The sequence below is a fragment of the Shimazuella soli genome (assembly GCF_022511585.1).
GTDB classification, from domain to species: Bacteria; Bacillota; Bacilli; order Thermoactinomycetales; family Thermoactinomycetaceae; genus Shimazuella; species Shimazuella soli.
Genome location: NZ_JAKWBN010000003.1, coordinates 366418 through 383055, shown reverse-complemented (window position 1 = coordinate 383055; position 16638 = coordinate 366418). Strand labels below are relative to the sequence as shown.

The 16638-nt window shown below is 39.3% G+C and carries 17 protein-coding genes, 9 tRNA genes and 1 pseudogene; 8 read left to right on the top strand and 19 right to left on the bottom strand.

The genetic code is table 11. From position 1 onward, the window contains the following. The first annotated feature begins 120 nt into the window (after positions 1 to 120). From MK805_RS10495 to MK805_RS10485, 3 genes are all read left to right on the top strand, one after another. Positions 121 to 282: a hypothetical protein gene (locus MK805_RS10495; protein ID WP_240875842.1), complete on the top strand. Its 162-nt coding sequence runs from the start codon at positions 121 to 123 to the stop codon at positions 280 to 282. Positions 283 to 341: 59 nt separating this feature from the next. After that, positions 342 to 791 (top strand): DUF2269 family protein, encoded by a 450-nt coding sequence (locus tag MK805_RS10490; protein ID WP_240875840.1) that lies wholly within the window; start codon positions 342 to 344, stop codon positions 789 to 791. A gap of 338 nt (positions 792 to 1129) precedes the next feature. Continuing rightward, positions 1130 to 1318 carry a hypothetical protein gene (locus MK805_RS10485; RefSeq protein WP_240875837.1) on the top strand — a complete coding sequence of 63 codons (189 nt, stop codon included), beginning with the start codon at positions 1130 to 1132 and terminating at the stop codon, positions 1316 to 1318. Positions 1319 to 1356: 38 nt separating this feature from the next. On the opposite strand, the gene MK805_RS10480 is transcribed toward MK805_RS10485, so the two are convergent. The 4 genes and pseudogenes from MK805_RS10480 to MK805_RS10470 form a co-directional block, all read right to left on the bottom strand. Continuing rightward, positions 1357 to 1584 (bottom strand): heavy-metal-associated domain-containing protein, encoded by a 228-nt coding sequence (locus MK805_RS10480; RefSeq protein ID WP_240875835.1) that lies wholly within the window; start codon positions 1582 to 1584, stop codon positions 1357 to 1359. Between the two features lie 196 nt (positions 1585 to 1780). After that, the gene (locus MK805_RS10475) at positions 1781 to 2047 is read right to left on the bottom strand and encodes a phosphocarrier protein HPr (protein WP_240875888.1); all 267 of its coding nucleotides are present in this window, start codon (positions 2045 to 2047) and stop codon (positions 1781 to 1783) included. Positions 2048 to 2265: 218 nt separating this feature from the next. Beyond that, a pseudogene (locus MK805_RS18155) lies at positions 2266 to 2358 on the bottom strand (family 1 glycosylhydrolase); the annotation flags it as partial. Positions 2359 to 2413: 55 nt separating this feature from the next. After that, positions 2414 to 3373, bottom strand: coding sequence for a helix-turn-helix transcriptional regulator (locus tag MK805_RS10470; RefSeq protein ID WP_240875834.1), 960 nt, complete (start codon positions 3371 to 3373; stop codon positions 2414 to 2416). 108 nt (positions 3374 to 3481) lie between these two features. Here MK805_RS10470 and MK805_RS10465 point away from each other — a divergent pair, with 108 nt between their 5' ends. Further along, on the top strand, positions 3482 to 3988 hold the full coding sequence (locus tag MK805_RS10465) for a dihydrofolate reductase family protein (RefSeq protein WP_240875832.1): 507 nt from the start codon (positions 3482 to 3484) through the stop codon (positions 3986 to 3988). A gap of 721 nt (positions 3989 to 4709) precedes the next feature. Continuing rightward, the gene (locus MK805_RS10460; RefSeq protein WP_240875830.1) at positions 4710 to 5528 is read left to right on the top strand and encodes an alpha/beta fold hydrolase; all 819 of its coding nucleotides are present in this window, start codon (positions 4710 to 4712) and stop codon (positions 5526 to 5528) included. 378 nt (positions 5529 to 5906) lie between these two features. On the opposite strand, the gene MK805_RS10455 is transcribed toward MK805_RS10460, so the two are convergent. After that, entirely contained in the window at positions 5907 to 6044 is a 138-nt protein-coding gene (locus MK805_RS10455) for a hypothetical protein (RefSeq protein ID WP_240875829.1), read from the bottom strand. 252 nt (positions 6045 to 6296) lie between these two features. Between MK805_RS10455 and MK805_RS10450 the strand changes: the two genes are divergently transcribed. Next, positions 6297 to 6989, top strand: coding sequence for a hypothetical protein (locus MK805_RS10450; protein WP_240875827.1), 693 nt, complete (start codon positions 6297 to 6299; stop codon positions 6987 to 6989). A 597-nt stretch (positions 6990 to 7586) separates the two neighbouring features. Here MK805_RS10450 and glmS read toward each other — a convergent pair. The 4 genes from glmS to cdaA form a co-directional block, all read right to left on the bottom strand. Next, the gene (gene glmS / locus MK805_RS10445) at positions 7587 to 9413 is read right to left on the bottom strand and encodes a glutamine--fructose-6-phosphate transaminase (isomerizing) (protein WP_240875817.1); all 1827 of its coding nucleotides are present in this window, start codon (positions 9411 to 9413) and stop codon (positions 7587 to 7589) included. A 367-nt stretch (positions 9414 to 9780) separates the two neighbouring features. Then, positions 9781 to 11124: a phosphoglucosamine mutase gene (gene glmM, locus MK805_RS10440; protein WP_240875814.1), complete on the bottom strand. Its 1344-nt coding sequence runs from the start codon at positions 11122 to 11124 to the stop codon at positions 9781 to 9783. A 55-nt stretch (positions 11125 to 11179) separates the two neighbouring features. Beyond that, positions 11180 to 12151 carry a CdaR family protein gene (locus tag MK805_RS10435; protein WP_240875807.1) on the bottom strand — a complete coding sequence of 324 codons (972 nt, stop codon included), beginning with the start codon at positions 12149 to 12151 and terminating at the stop codon, positions 11180 to 11182. Then, positions 12144 to 12947: a diadenylate cyclase CdaA gene (cdaA, locus tag MK805_RS10430; RefSeq protein WP_240875805.1), complete on the bottom strand. Its 804-nt coding sequence runs from the start codon at positions 12945 to 12947 to the stop codon at positions 12144 to 12146. The genes MK805_RS10435 and cdaA overlap by 8 nt, the downstream gene beginning before the upstream one ends. A gap of 189 nt (positions 12948 to 13136) precedes the next feature. On the opposite strand from cdaA, the gene MK805_RS10425 reads away from it, so the two are divergent. Beyond that, on the top strand, positions 13137 to 13280 hold the full coding sequence (locus MK805_RS10425) for a cytochrome P450 (protein WP_240875803.1): 144 nt from the start codon (positions 13137 to 13139) through the stop codon (positions 13278 to 13280). Between the two features lie 253 nt (positions 13281 to 13533). Here MK805_RS10425 and rocF read toward each other — a convergent pair whose 3' ends face one another. The 10 genes from rocF to MK805_RS10375 form a co-directional block, all read right to left on the bottom strand. Further along, positions 13534 to 14439: an arginase gene (rocF, locus tag MK805_RS10420; RefSeq protein ID WP_240875802.1), complete on the bottom strand. Its 906-nt coding sequence runs from the start codon at positions 14437 to 14439 to the stop codon at positions 13534 to 13536. Between the two features lie 305 nt (positions 14440 to 14744). Next, positions 14745 to 14818 (bottom strand) — tRNA-Gly (locus MK805_RS10415). Positions 14819 to 14823: 5 nt separating this feature from the next. Further along, positions 14824 to 14898, bottom strand: a tRNA-Gly gene (locus tag MK805_RS10410). Between the two features lie 35 nt (positions 14899 to 14933). Next, positions 14934 to 15009, bottom strand: a tRNA-Lys gene (locus tag MK805_RS10405). Positions 15010 to 15022: 13 nt separating this feature from the next. Further along, a tRNA-Gln gene (locus tag MK805_RS10400) sits at positions 15023 to 15097 on the bottom strand. Positions 15098 to 15122: 25 nt separating this feature from the next. Next, positions 15123 to 15207: transfer RNA gene (locus tag MK805_RS10395), tRNA-Tyr, on the bottom strand. A 6-nt stretch (positions 15208 to 15213) separates the two neighbouring features. Further along, positions 15214 to 15289 (bottom strand) — tRNA-Val (locus MK805_RS10390). Between the two features lie 11 nt (positions 15290 to 15300). Next, positions 15301 to 15377: transfer RNA gene (locus tag MK805_RS10385), tRNA-Glu, on the bottom strand. A gap of 13 nt (positions 15378 to 15390) precedes the next feature. Beyond that, a tRNA-Thr gene (locus MK805_RS10380) sits at positions 15391 to 15466 on the bottom strand. Between the two features lies 1 nt (position 15467). Further along, positions 15468 to 15543, bottom strand: a tRNA-Asn gene (locus MK805_RS10375). 660 nt (positions 15544 to 16203) lie between these two features. On the opposite strand from MK805_RS10375, the gene MK805_RS10370 reads away from it, so the two are divergent. Next, entirely contained in the window at positions 16204 to 16635 is a 432-nt protein-coding gene (locus MK805_RS10370) for a MarR family winged helix-turn-helix transcriptional regulator (RefSeq protein ID WP_240875800.1), read from the top strand. The last annotated feature ends 3 nt before the right edge of the window (positions 16636 to 16638 follow it).

Sequence of the window (16638 nt, the reverse complement as noted above, 5' to 3'; positions counted from 1 at the left end):
CAGAGTCACTGTCTTGCTTATGGGTACCAAGGTCGTACATCACCAGACCAACGCCCGTTCGAGTATCACCAACGCTCGCGGGGTCATAGCTGATGATCTGGGGCTTTCCTGAGGTAGAACATGAGTGGTGAGACCTCTTCACCACCAGCTGGGCGGCAGCCAGTCGACCCAACACCACCATTTTCATTTGAATACAATCAGCCACTCTTTTTAGGAGTGGCTTTTACAATTTCTATCTCACATCATCCTGATAAGTGGAATCTTTGTTTTGCTTCATGTTAAACTATCATTGACAATTATGTAACATATTTTACATAGGGAAACGAAGGAGCAATACAAACATGTGGGATGTAAAAATTAGCTTGTTTATTCATGTATTCAGTGTAGCAACTTGGTTTGGTGCAACTACTTTAATGGCAATGTTTCTTCGCAATGCAACTCGTACTGATGATGCAGCGATTATGACCAATTCACTAGCAACAGCACATCGGTGGAACCTCACGATGATGATACCAACTTCCGTACTAGCTTTAATAACAGGAATATATATGCTGATGCAGTATGATGCAAACAAACCACTCTGGCTCTTGGTAAAAGAACGAGTTGGATCACTATTTATCATCGTTTTTATTTTAGTTATCGCACTTTATGGTAAAAAACTACTAAAAGCAGCAAAAGATTCTGCTTCAAACAGTACTACTGCTTCCATTGTAAAAAGATATATCATGATATTAAATCTATCTGTGCTCGTCATGTTAGTTCTCATTTTCTTTGTAACTACAAAAATATAGGCAGAAATACGATTTCCAGCTAGCCTGATCAAGGCTAGCTTTTTTATCTTCACAAAGAATATTTGGATTTATAATGGATGTAAGACTTTCGACATCCAATAGACACATATCATCCCCAGTTTTCTTACTAAATTTGTAAAAATGTGAATATTGCAGACGGGTAATATATGGTTTATCATTAAAAATGTATCATAATTGGGGGTGGAGGGATGCTTAATGGAAGAAGATTATAAAAGTGGACAAGAGCGGAAAGAAGAACTCCAAGAAAAAATTCTTCGCGACATCGAGGATCTAAAAGAAACCACCGACCAAGCAGAAAAAGAGGGTTGGTACTAGCCGTGAGCGATCGAAAAAGTTATGAAAAATGGACAACGGAAGAATTTGTGATCAAACGGGATGGCTTACGAACAAGAATAAAAAATGATATTGATTGGTTAGACCAAGTAATCGCACAAGAAGAAAGAGAACTAGCTCAATTAGAAGTAAAAACGAAATCGTTTCTATCATACTTATTTTTACGCAAATAATGGGCTGACCAATAGGAAGCCCAATTTATTTTTGCATCTTATACACCAACTAATTGCTTTTTTCCTACTTCATATCCTTCTTCCAATATAGCATCCACGATCTGTTCGATCTCTAATTGCTGTTCATCGAAAGACACTGATACTTCCTGTTTATTTAAATCAACCACTACTGTGTTCGTCCCCTTTAGTGCGCCAACTGCTTGTTTAATAGCTCGAACACAGTGTTGACAAGACATCCCATTTACAGATAAAAGTATTTTCGACATAACCTTCTCACCTTTCAAATCGATAGTAGTTAATTCGGCAAAACGAAGGAAAAACCTCCCTGTGCTAGAATTATAACTTTTTTCCTCAAAGTATGCCCACATCTAAGAATACTAAAAACCACTTCTAAAGCGGTTTCTTGATAAAAGTAAAAAAGCGCTGTATCTTTCAGTAAGATCAGCGCTTATTCTTCTATAATTAACTAGCCATATTTGAACTTTTTAGCAACTCTTCCAACTTCACAATCGCATCATCTTCATCTGAGCCTTCTGCGGTTATTTTAATTGTCTCCCCTTTTTTAATACCTAATGCCATTACACCCATGATAGATTTTAAATTAGCTTTTTTGTCTTTATATTCTATGTTGATTTCTGAACTAAATTTGCTAGCATTACTCACTAAAAGACTAGCTGGACGCGCATGTATACCTGCTTCTTCTATCACAGTAAATGTTTTTTCTTTCATCATGATCCTCCTGATTTTTTGTAAGAATAAAAAAATCCCTAAAACAAAAATATAAAATTCTTCTTTCCCTACAAACTCTTTTGCTATGTACAGTGCACTGGAGTTAAAGAAAGGTCAGATAAGGTTGTTCTGGTAGTATATTCATAACTAGGATGAAATACACAACCTCATCTTCCCACATTATTTAGAACTATAATTTTTATCCAGTATATTTAGTATTACAGTTCTTCGCCATTAGATGCAACAACATTTTTATACCAATAAAAGCTATCTTTCTTTCTCATTGACAGAGTTTCATTTTCTAGATCGTCTTTACATAGAATGGCGCGCCAGATAGAAAAATATAAAGAAACAGCCGGTCTCGATTCATTGGCTGTTTTCTTTATATTGGTCCATGATATTAACTAGTATTCTCCTCATCTCATTCACTAATTCTACTGGTTTTTGTACCATAGCATCTGTTCCTAAACCAATAAATACTTTTGCTAAAAATAACGTATCTCGTGTATGAATTTTATCTTCCAGCCACCCAGTTCCATCTCTCCGCACATTTACTTGGAAGCGACTCCCGATATCAGCTTCACAACGCTGAACACCTTCTGAAGTCAACTCTACATATAAATCTAGTGAAGCATTCTTCCCTTTTCGCATCGATACACGGTTTCCAAGATGAACATGCTTAAGATCAATTGGTTTTGTCTCGGAAAATTGGATATCAGAAGTGATTTTATCACAACGAAACAGTCGGATATCCTTTCGAATAAAACAATATGCTGGACAATACCATAAACCGCTGCTAGCATATACTCCAATTGGTTGAATTTCTCGAGTAGTTTGCTCTGTCTTGGATTTATATTCTATTTTAATTACTCTTTGCTCGACGGCTGCCTGTAATAAAATCGACAAATAAGGTGTTTTTTGCTGACGTATAGGAATAACAAAATCAAATCGATTTTTCATTTGGTCAATTCGATCACGAACATCCCCTGTCATATAAAAATAAAACTTCTTTAAAGCTGAAGCAGTTTCCTCTTCAAAAGGCAATGAAGAATAGTGCCTTAAGGCATGGCTCGCAAAAAACATAGCAACAGCTTCTTCCTCTGTAAAAGCAATGGGCGGCAATACACGTTCATTTAACACTTGATATCCACCATGCGGGCCGACTTCTGAATACAAAGGAACTCCCAGTCCACTTAACTCCTGCAAATCTCGTAATATTGTCCTCCTAGATACACCAAATTCATCAGCCAATTCTCTTACTGTAAATTTCCTCTTTCGATTAACTGTCATCATCAATTCAATCAGTCGCTGGGATTTATTGGACATTTGTTTTATTCCTTTTTTCATTTTTTAACTATGACAAGTTTTGTCACCATCATAGTCTAAGATAAAATCAAGTTCAACATAGAAAATGATTTTAAGGAGTTATCTAACATGAAAACAATCTTATGGGCAACTTTATCTGCAAACGGAAACTATGCACAATCAAGTCCAGAAAATCCACCAAAAAAAGAAGCTCTTGAAGACTTTATCACTCATGCAAAAGCTGCTGGAAACTTTATTGTCGGTCGAAAAACGTTTGAAGGAATGCTGGCGAGCGGGGGAGGGGGAGAAGATTTTGCAAATTTAGACATAGTCGTTATTTCTCGCAGCAATAAAGAAATACCAGGTGCCACCATTGTCTCCTCTCCACAAGAAGCTTTGCAGTTTCTAAATGAAAAAGGGCATCATACTGCACTTCTCTCTGGTGGAGCTGATCTGCACAACAGCTTTCTTACGGAAAATCTAGTTGACGAAATTGTCTTAAATATTGCCCCAGTACTCGAGGGAAAAGGGTTGAATTTACTTATAAACAAAAGCAAATATACATTTAAGCCCATCGAATTGCTAAATGTTAAATCGCTAGGAAATGGAGTTGTACATCTGCATTACAAAGTCTAACAATAAAAACGTGAATACTTTGACGACTAGCTTTCCGCACACACAAACCCAGCTACTCACAAAAACCGTTGAGTAGATTGGGTTGTTCTATTTAAACGAAATTATTTACTGGCTCCGTAGCAATATGAATCACTACGGATGGTGAATAACTGAAGAAGAAACAGGAGTTCTCTGAGCCCCTACATCTCTTGCAGCCGCCAGATGTGCTCTTCACTACCCTCACCATTGATGTTGACAGTCGCGTTGACAGTTCTTATACAGTTTTAAAACCACTTGAAGTTTTCTAATAAATGTTTTATAGAGATATAATTGTGATGAGAGAAGCTTGTCCTTGGAGTTCCATCCATGAGATGTAACTACTCCTATAAACATTCATGTTTAGCATGATCGCACACTCCACTGCGACTGTAAGCATAGTCTGCCGATTGTCTCAAATAAGACCAAGTCATATTACTAAAATGATCTTATTATTCCCAAAATATATAAAGGTTAAATACTCCATATTCCCCATTAGTAAATATGAGAAAAAATTTTAACACTACACTCTTCTTTTATTTTTATCATTATTGAAACTGATCAATACCATAAGAAATACGAAATTGATGCAATACCAACAGGAAAGTATATTTATATTGTAATCAAAAAGAAGTTGAACAGTAGATGAAGATGTTTATGGAGAATGGAATTAAATCGTTAGGGATAACTAAGGAGGAATAGGCAAATGCCATACTTTGAATCAAAAGATCAAACAAAACTTTTTTATCGTGAATGGGGAGAGGGAAAACCAGTCATTTTTATTTCTGGGTGGTCATTGAGTTCTACTATGTGGAATTACCAAATGATCGATCTAAGCAGCAAAGGGATACGTTGTATTGCTTATGATCGCCGTGGACATGGGCGTTCAGATGATCCAGGGAAAGGATACGATTATGATACACTCACAGATGATCTCCGTGCATTAATTGAGCATCTGGATCTTCATAAAGTTACCCTCATCGGTCATTCCATGGGCTCTGGAGAAGTCGTCCGATATTTAACACGCTTTGCAAGTGATCGGATAGAGAAAATTGTATTACTTGCTGGAAGTGTACCTTACCCAGTTAAATCAGAAGATAATCCTGAAGCATTTGATAGACAACTTTTTGAAGTTGTGCGATCTTCTTGGAAAAAAGATTTTCCTTTGTGGCTGATTGAAAATGAACCAGGTTACTTTGGCTATGAGCTGCCAGATTGCAGTGTTTCACCTCAAATCGGAGAATGGACAAGATCAGATATGCTCCAAACATCGCTTAAAGCTATACTCGATTTCCACTTGGCTGGCATAACGACTAATTTTACAGACGAAGTTGCAAAAATAGATGTCCCTACTTTAATCATTCACGGTGACAGAGATGAATCCATGCCAATTGAATTTTGCGGGGCAATATCAGCACAGCTGATACCCAATAACAAATTTATCGTATATGAGAATGCTCCTCATGGTCTATATATTACACACCGGGAACGACTCAACAAAGATTTACTTGAATTTATTAAGTAAAATTCACTAAATGGAATACGAAATATTCGATGAATAAACAAATAAAAGATCATCTGAAAAATCAGATGATCTTCTTTATCGTATCAATTGTTTATCTCAGTATGCAGACCAACCTGTATCTGCCGTATTGACAACTCCGCACGGCTAAAGCCTTTGGATTCTTGGGACGATAGCCTCTTGACTATTTCATTACCAAGCTAACCCCGTGTGTATGCATCGAGCAATATCAGAACGTTTCATTTAAAAGAAATAATCTACCTAAAAACGCTGAATATTGGCGTTCTTTGCTTTGTATATATTTTGAATACTATTGAAATCAGTATATATCTATGATTAAATACATTTAGTTCCTGTTTTGGTTTGATTTTCGGTCGAGTATTACTCCCGAATAGGCTGAATCCTTTGGATTTCCATCAAATCAGCTGCAAGTAAACAGGCGCCTTGCGGATACGCTTGTGGCAATTGCTTCGATCGTGTGCTGGCTGCTTCTGGTGCACCCGCGCGATCAGTCATCATTAAGCACCCTCGTTGGATGAGTGATGACATTGGTAGTACAAGCTTAGTTGTTTCACGTTTTATGTTTCATGCTTTACGCTTTACGTTTGTGCTTTATGTTCACAATCTTGTGAACACTGTAACACCCTTATGATGTGGATAGTGGGAACGAAAATCGAATACGTGTGGGCGCATGAGAGATCCATTTTCTGTCAGGTGATGACACTGTCGCTTTGTTTTATGGACAAAACATCATCTGAGGAGAGATTTATAATGGATAATAAAAAACTTTCATGTGTGGAGCAGTCTTTTTTACCTCTTACGGGGAGCATCGATGCGGAGAAAGTGGAACAAATCGTTGCTCGTGTATTACCGGAAACTGTCGATCAGCAGCAGGTCATCGTCCAAGTCATTGTCCAATGCGGAATGAATGATGCAAAATTGGAACAAATATTGGATCAAAAATTGGACCAGCGGCTTCAGCAGCATCGGCAGGAGACGAAACAGGACATACAGGAAATTGTAGGTCAAACCGAGGCGCGCGAAGTGAAACGAGATGAGCGGCTTCACAAACGAGTCGATTTTATTCGCTCAGCTGTGATGTTTCTCAAACGACATATCGTCAAAATCTCGTTAAGCGCAACTGGTGTATCTACGAGTGCTTGGGTAGTTTTTTCTCAAGATGTATGGAATGATCTCAAAAAAGAGGTAATCAAGCTTGTTGTGGAGAAAAAACTCGAAACAATTGCAACGGGAATACAGCTGGGTTTACATGGTCTGATTGACCCAGTAGCACCTGTAATAGTGCCCGTATTGTCAGCGCTTTTGCCAGAGTTAGAACTCCATAAAAAAACAGCTACCGCATTGCTGCAAGTAGCTGCCTTTTTCCTAAACCACACGGTACTGGATTGGACCCCCGTCCGTCGTGGTTTAGCATTTATCAGAAGCATGTTTGCTTCTAAATAAACCTGACAGAGGATCGAAGCGTTCACACGCTTTCGATCACTGTCCACATCATTATAAAAAATCCAGATATTTCTGTCAAGGAATGCTGGCTCATTAGACACAAACAAAGCTCACTGTTTTAAATAGTGGGCTGTTTGTGTTTCATACCTTTTTTCACACTCCATACGGCTAAAGCCGTAGGATTCTTGGGACTGTAGTCTTGTGACTACTTCATTACCAAGCTAACCTCGTGAGCCCCACGATTGAACAGGATATTTTATTACCTCATGGAATAGACCTACTGCTTGGTTTTCGCATTTCAGACTATCCATTACATGTAATCGGAAATAGTTTACCATACGGATATGTGTTCGTAAAGATATTTTCTGAAAAAGTGTTGGACTTTTGAGAAGGACAAACCCTCTCTCATCCAACGCTCGTTATCATCCCACGATTCAAACTGTGGGTTTTCTCACTCGCAAATCTATAAAAAAATGGCTAACGACTTTGAGCCGTTAGCCATTTTTTATAATGATAGGTAAGCTTTTGAAGTTATCTCCAGCTTTTCTCCCGCTTCACACCGTACAGGCGGGTTTCCCAGCCTTCATCTCATGTTATTTACTCTACGGTTACACTTTTTGCCAGGTTACGTGGTTTGTCAACATCATATCCACGCTCCACACAAGCATAGTAAGCAAGAAGCTGTAGAGGCACTACTGCTAACACAGGAGCAAATAGATCATGGATAGCAGGAATATACATTACTTCATCGACTGATTTTAGAAGTTCCTTATCGCCTTGTGAAGCCAACCCGAGTACATGTGCACCACGAGCTTTTACTTCTTGAATATTGCTGACCATTTTTTCAAACACTGCGTGTTGAGTAGCAAGTGCAATAACTGGAATACCTTCTTCGATCAAAGCGAGTGTTCCATGTTTTAACTCTCCAGCTGCATATGCTTCGGAATGAATATAGGAAATCTCTTTTAGCTTGAGTGATCCTTCTAATGCTACTGCATAATCCATTCCACGACCTAAGAAGAACAGGTGTTCATGGTGAACAATTGATTTGGTAAAGGCAGCAATCTTATCTGCTTGCGCTAGTACCTCTTCTGTTTTTTCAGGTAAGGACTGAAGTTCTTCCAGCAGATTACCAAATGAAGCAACTGCACTTGTCTCTAACAATTGTGCTAGATACATCCCTAGTAAATAAATAGCGATCAATTGGGAAGTATAAGCTTTCGTCGATGCCACCGCAATTTCTGGTCCTGCCCAAGTGATAATTACATCATCTGCTTCACGAGAAACACTGCTGCCTACAACGTTGGTGATAGCCAAAACACGAGCACCATGTCTTTTTGCTTCTCTTAATGCAGCCAATGTGTCTGCGGTCTCTCCAGATTGGCTCACCACAATAACCAATGTATGCTCATCAATAATCGGGTTACGATATCTGTATTCAGAAGCAACATCGATCTCAACTGGAATACGAGTTAACTGTTCTAAAACCGTTTTACCCACTAACCCTGCATGATAAGCTGTACCACATGCGACGAAATGTATTTTATTGATCTGTTTTACACTTTCTGCTGTCAATCCAACTTCTTGAGACAGGTCAACCAATCCATTTTTGATCCGTCCAGCTAAAGTATCTCGAATTGCCTTTGGCTGTTCGTAGATTTCTTTTAGCATAAAATGGTCGAATCCGCCTTTTTCAGCTGTTTCCATATCCCATGTTACACGCAAAACGTCACGCTTTACAGGTGTACCGTCTGTGGTCATCAATTCCACACCGTTTTCATCCAAAACAGCCATTTCTCCATCTTCCAAGATATATACATCACGAGTATGTTTCAAAATAGCTGGGATGTCAGAAGCGATAAAGTTTTCCCCTTCACCAATACCTACTACTAGAGGGCTGGCCAATCGTACAGCAACTAATTTGTCAGGCTCATAGTTACTGATGATTCCAAGTGCATATGCCCCTCGAAGGCGTGCAACTACTTTTTTCACTGTCGAAACAAGATCTCCATCGTGCATATCCGATAACAACTTAGCAACTACTTCTGTGTCCGTTTCAGAAGTAAATGTATGACCTTTGCTGATGAGCTCTTCTTTCAACTCAATGTAATTTTCAATAATACCATTATGAACAACAGCAAACTGCTCTTCTCCATCAACATGTGGATGGGAATTTGCATCGGATGGTTTGCCATGTGTAGCCCATCGGGTGTGACCTATTCCAAGTTGGCCAGTTAATGCTTTCTCATCAAGATGGCCAGCCAAATCAGCCAACCGGCCTTTTGTCTTTTTCACTCCGATCGTATTTCCGTTGTAAATAGCTACCCCAGCGGAGTCATATCCACGATACTCCAGCTTTTCTAGTCCTTCTAAAAGTACATTTTGAGCTTGTTTCAAACCAATATATCCTACGATTCCGCACATATGCAAAACCTCCATCTATTATCAAATTTTCAAGGTGCTAAACCTTACTCTCCTTTTCGCCTTCTCTCTATTTTTGCTCAGCTGGTCACCCAATTGAATTGTATAGAGAGTCGTCGGTGCAGACGAAACACCGGGAGGCATCCGCCGATAAAAATCGATAAACCTCCTCCTCGTCAACTGCAACGCTTGCAGTCCTGGCGCTTACAACATATAAAAAAATATACTCTTCCCTTCTTTCCAAGCATCACCCCTTATTCGAAAGTTAGATAAACTTTTTAGAATCCACTACACTATCCTATTCAATTTACAAGAAAAAGTAAAGGGTTAAGGAAGAAAAAGCCAAGTTCAACCAAGAACCTGGCCGGATTTATTTTCCCATTTCACGTTGAATGACATCTGCAATCTTTTGCACATACTGTTTCACTACCTCTTGATCTGGTCCTTCTGCCATGACACGAATCAGAGGTTCTGTACCGGAAGGACGAACAAGAACCCGACCATTTTCCTTTAATTGCCCTTCTACTTCATGGATTGCAGTTTGGATTGCTTCGTTTTGTTCCCAGCCTTCTTTGCTCTTTACTTCTACATTTTTTAGCAGCTGAGGATATGTTGTTACACGAGCACTCAGATCAGACAAACGCGCTCCTGTTTCTTTCATCACCTGCAATAGTTGAATTGCAGAGAGCAGTCCATCACCTGTTGTATTATAGTTGAGAAAAATAATATGACCGGATTGCTCACCACCAAGGTTATAACCTCCAGAAAGCATCCGCTCTAATACATATCTATCTCCCACTTTGGTTTTTTCTGTGAGCAGACCTGCATTTTCGGCAGCTTTAAAAAAGCCAATGTTACTCATAACAGTTGTCACAATGGTATCTTGATTTAATTGACCATGTTCTTTGAGATATTGCCCGCAAATAAAGAGAATCTTATCCCCGTCGAGCAATTCACCTTGTTCATCTACTGCAATTAATCGATCTGCGTCCCCATCAAAAGCTAAGCCGATATGAGCACCTTTTGCAATTACTTCTTGTTGCAGCGATTCTGGATGAGTCGACCCGCATTCAACATTTATATTTTTCCCATCAGGTGTACTGTGAATAGTAGTTACATCTGCACCGAGCTCACGAAGCAATTGGGGCGCTAATTGGTATGCTGCTCCGTTTGCTCCATCGACCACTACATGAATACCGCATAAATCAATATCAATAGTCGATTTTAAATGATTTAAATAATGCTGATAAGATTTGGAATCGTCTACTACACGTCCGATTTTATCGGCTATCGGTCTTTGCAATGTATCTTCATTTTCATTGAGTAGCTGTTCAATTTGATCTTCTATATGATCTGCTAACTTTTGACCATTAGCATTGAAAAATTTTATTCCATTATCCGGGAAAGGGTTATGGGAAGCTGAGATCATTACCCCTGCATCTGCTTCCAAATGCTTGGTTAAAAAAGCAACCCCAGGCGTACTGATAACACCTAATCGAACTACATCAACACCAACTGAAGTGATACCTGCAATTAATGCGGCTTCTAACATCTCTCCAGAAAGCCTGGTATCTCTTCCGATTACCATTTTAGCATTTTGGTTTTGTTTGGTTAGTACATAAGCTCCAAAACGCCCTAAACGGAAAACTAGTTCTGGTGTTAATTCTAAGTTAGCTACTCCCCGAACACCGTCGGTTCCAAAATATTTGCCCATGTTATTCCTCCATCATCAAAAAAACAAAAATAACCGATTCGATCATATTCTGCCTTTAAGAAGGCGTCCGACTCATTTTAACATAAATCTCTATCCAGTTGGGGGTCACTTTTTCGACCGGCGAAACAACCTTTACTTCTTGTTTTATCGTTGTATCTTCTGTAACTTGTGACAAATCGATCGATCCAGCAGGATACGTTTGTAGTGTTTTTAGTTTTTCAACAGGTCCATAAACCCTTATATTTAGGGGATTAGTCGTTATCGATTCGACTTTATACCCTTCTGGCGGCGGCTTGCTCACCGTTATTTGAATGGGAATATCTCGGTATCCATATTCCACTTGCGGCTGAGGAGGCGGTGAGACTACAGGTAACTTTTCAATCGGGATAGTTACCTGTGCTTGAATTGGCATGACTTTCACTTTTGGCTTTTTCGCCGTATTGCTATGTACAGCTAAATAAATATCTTGATTAATGGTTTGTTGTAATCCATTTACATTTACTAAAGCTGTAATGTCAGTGACCTTTTCCACTTCTTGTCGAATCCCAGATACACTTACGTAAGTTGGGGTATATGTAAGAGGCAACAACTTATATCCATCTGCCACTGCTCCCCTTGTAATGATTGTAATAGGGATAGTTTTGGTAACTTTTTCTGCTATTTCGACCGATATCGTACTGGGATTTGGCCGAACTTGCACATTGGCAGGTAAACCCTCGACGGAAACTGGTAAAGCTAAATATCTGCCGGCTGACAACTTCCTTAAATCCACAAAAACACGATATGACGGCAAACGATTGATCGTGTTTTTGTCTCCAGTGAACACAAGATCTACTTTATGCTTCTCGCTCAAAACTTGGTACTTTTTTGTATTATATCGATATTCAACTTCAATTCCTCTTACAGTAGTAGAACTGCGGTTAACAGAAATAGGGAGAGTTGGCTCTGATACCATAAACCACAAAATAGCAGCCAGAATGAGCGAAATAACCCGAAGCACCCATTCCCGTTGGAACCAACTAGCCATTTTGAACACCCCTCTCTTTACCCAACTTTACTGGTTTCTGTTTTAATAGTTGGAAAAGATGAGATAAAAATGCTTCATTGGATAAATTTGTTTCCAACAGCCCATTTTGAGCAATGGATACCACACCACTTTCCTCTGAAACTATGATGACAATCGCATCTGATATCTCTGACATACCCAATCCCGCACGGTGCCTGGTTCCTAATGATTTTGATATTCTCGTACTTTCACTCAGCGGCAAAAAACATCCTGCCGCTGTTATCTTAGATTCTTGAATAATAATAGCTCCATCATGAAGAGGTGTGTTTGTAGCAAAAACCGTTCGGATCAGCTCGGAGCTGACATCTGCATTCAGGGTAACACCAGTACGTATATAATCATATAATCCTGTTCTTTGTTCTAGTACGATCAATGCTCCAACATGATTAGAAGAAAAATATTGTACCGCCTTTGCGATCTCCCCTACTAATTGGTTCACTTCTTCTTCCCGAATCACTCGATGGCGACTAAAAAATCCCCCTCTGCCAATTTGCTCTAGTGCACGGCGTACCTCAGGCTGGAAGATGACAATAATCGCTATCACACCGACGGAAAAAAGATTTTCAATCAACCACGTAACAGTACGAAGCTCAAAGTAACGGCTGATGATCCAGAGTAATACAACAACACTAATTCCTTTTACAAGTTGGACAGCTCTTGTCCCTCTGAGCAATAGCAGCAGCTGGTAAAATATGAAACTGACGATAAGGATATCAACTAGATCACTCAGATATTCTTTAACATCGCTGGTTAACATGGATGGGCCTCCAAGAAGTTTCTTGTACCCTTAGTATGCACTATTTTTAAAAAAGAAGTTAGATTCAAAGGAAAAATCATGACGCTATAAATCTAACAAATACAAATCAAAATATTTTCTGTTTATTACAATTAATTGATAATTATAATTAAGTTCAACCATCCCTCTTGTCCTTGGAGGACAGGGAACATGGATAATCCGCAGGAGCTCCTCAAGGGGAGCCAGAACCAGACTGAGAACGACGCGGTGAGCATGGAATATCTGCAGGCGCTTCTCAAAGAGACCCAGGACCTCCGCCGTAAGCTCCAATGGCTTCTGCGTCCATTGTCCTGAGGGAAAGGGGCACCGCTTTGAGTTCTTCTAGACTCGAAGCCGGTGCCCCGCCTGATTGAGCTTACTATAATAGTTATTTTGGAACTCAGTTCAAAACTTAACCTTTTAAAATTAAGTTCTTAACCTTATTTTTCCCATTAACTACTCATGAAAAATCCATCACCATATTATGGTCATTTTCCCATTTGAATTATTGGAACTTAAACTATTTTTTATAGAGAGCTTGATCCTTTAACACTTGATATCTCCCCAACTAGAGAATTTTCTTGCCAAATAAAGAACTGATAAGAGCCACTGCTACTTTCGCTGTAATATTTTCCCGGTCGAGTATCGGATTAACCTCCACAAATTCAGCAGAAGTAATTAGCCCCGACTCCGACATCATCTCCAAAGCAAGGTGACTTTCCCGATAAGTGACCCCGCCAGGTACAGGAGTACCAACACCAGGAGCATCACTTGGGTCTAGTCCGTCTAAGTCAAAACTTAAATGTACTCCATCTGTATTTTTTCCTACTATCGATAAAGCTTCTTCCATTACCCGCGTCATTCCTAAGCGATCGATTTCATGCATGGTAAATACTTTTAATCCCATTTCCCGGGCAATAGCCTGCTCTCCTTTATCCAGCTCACGAACACCGATGAGAACTACATTTTCAGGTTTTACTTTTGGTGTATATCCTCCTATATGAACCAAATCAGGATGACCAATACCTAGACTCGCCGCTAGTGGCATGCCATGGATATTTCCAGAAGGTGATGTTTCTCCTGTATTTAAATCCCCATGGGCATCGTACCAAATAAGCCCGAGATTATGATAATGTTTGGCTACTCCAGCAACGGTTCCGAGCGCCATGCTATGATCTCCGCCAAGCACGAGCGGAAAGCGCTTTCTTTCAATCACATCAGATACGACATTTGCTAAAGATTCATTGACATCACATACAGCTGTTAAAAATTTTAAATGATGATCTCCAATATCAATCGATTCTGGACTAGGCACTTGAATATCACCAAGATCCTCTACATCAAACCCTAAAGCTTTCAAAGCTGTTTGTAATTGAGCGTAACGGATTGCGCTTGGTCCCATATCTACACCACGTCTGCCTTGACCTAGGTCCATTGGCATTCCTATCACGCTTATTGGATTATGTTTGCTCATAGGTTTAACCCTTCTTTCTGATTCTGATAAGCGCATTGTATCATTTTTTAATATAATTTGTAAAATTTTAATATTTATTCTAGAAAATGTATATTTATGATCGCCAATTACATACACGAATTACTTTTCCCGAAAAAGATAAAAACATAGCTGATAAAATTTAATCAAACAAATTTGTAAAGAAACTTAGAAATTTCCCCTAATCTAACTACTACATACATTTGGGTTCATTTCCATAACTTATTAAGTATTGTTCAACGTCACTAAAATAAAAAAAGATACCCATTAAGGTATCTCTTCATCTATGGAGCGGGTGAAGGGAATCGAACCCTCACATTCGGCTTGGAAGGCCGATGTTCTACCATTGAACTACACCCGCATATATGGAGCGGAAGACGGGATTCGAACCCGCGACCCTCGCCTTGGCAAGGCGATGCTCTACCACTGAGCCACTTCCGCAATATATATTTAATCCTATGATCAAAGGTTATAAATGGTGAGCCATGAAGGACTCGAACCTTCGACCCTCTGATTAAAAGTCAGATGCTCTACCAACTGAGCTAATGGCTCTCAAGATGTAAAATGGCTAGGGAGGAAGGATTCGAACCTTCGGTACACGGTACCAAAAACCGATGCCTTACCACTTGGCTACTCCCTAAAAGTAGTTTTATATTTCATATAAGTGGTGGAGGGAGTAGGATTCGAACCTACGAAGTCGAAGACAGCGGATTTACAGTCCGCCCCAGTTGGCCACTTTGGTATCCCTCCGTAAAATGGTGGGCGCTGACGGGATCGAACCGCCGACCCCATGCTTGTAAGGCATGTGCTCTCCCAGCTGAGCTAAGCGCCCATATGAAACTGTGGTGACCCGTAGGGGATTCGAACCCCTGCATGCCAGCGTGAAAGGCTGGTGTGTTGAACCGCTTCACCAACGGGCCGAGACAATGGTTGTGGAGCTCTCTACCAGGCTCGAACTGGTGACCTCTTCCTTACCATGGAAGCGCTCTGCCGACTGAGCTAAGAGAGCATGGCTCCCAAAGCAGGACTCGAACCTGCAACCTACCGGTTAACAGCCGGTTGCTCTGCCAATTGAGCTATTTGGGAATAATCTTTCATTTCGACAAAGTGTATTTTAGCAAGAACACTTATGTATTGTCAAGTTATATCATTATTTATAGCTTTTGTTGCTTTTGGCGACAAGAATTAATATAGCACAGGTAGTATTCCATTGCAAGGACTTTTTTATAAAAAAGAGATATTTTTTCTTAGTACTTAAAAATAGATTGTAAGGCTTCCTATTTATTGCTTTAAAGAAACATATCCATTCATAATTTCACTACTTTTTATGACATAAATTCTTTATCGAAAGACTGAAAGAAAAGCAATAAAAGCGGATGAAGGATAAACAAGATCTGAAAATAATCTCCTATTCCGTCAATAAAAATTCACATTCGAGCAGAATCCTTATAAAATCGGTCTTTTGATATTAAGTTCTAAAGAAACCTGCAATACCTATTTTTCCATTACCTAAATTTAAAAAGAAAACACGACCATAAGTAATATTTACCTAGAGAAAGAAGCGAATGAGTTGGGAAAAGTAAAGTTGTGAAATGTATATTTCTCACGCTATGATTTCCTTTTTTACACTTACCAGGCATATAAAAGTAATTTTTATTAGATATTTTTCCTATTGATATTTCGGATTCGAAACATTATAATACAAAATGTTAATGAGGTGAAATATTAATGTGAGGTGATATTCGATTGACGGATGATGAAGTACTAGAATTTGTTAGTGCCATGCGATATTGTGTGAAACGATCTTTTCACATCCTGCACGAGCATTTCAAAAAGTACAACCTGACTATTCCACAAGGGCAGGTTTTAAGAGTGCTTAATCAAAAAGGCCCCTTGTCTCTAGCGGAAATCAGCAAAGAATTGGATTCAAAACCCAGTTCTATGAGTGGACTGATTGACCGCTTAGTGAAAGCGGGCATGGTGACTCGAAAACGAGATGAAGAGGACCGCCGAGTGGTTTGGATCGCATTAAGCGATAAAAGCAAGCAAATATTTGCTAATTTCCCATTTACACAAGCGCAATATTATCGGACTTATTTAGAAAAACTTTCAGATGAAGAGTTTACTCAACTCTCCGTTAATCTACAGAAGCTTGTGAAAATCTTAGAGGAAGGATAAACC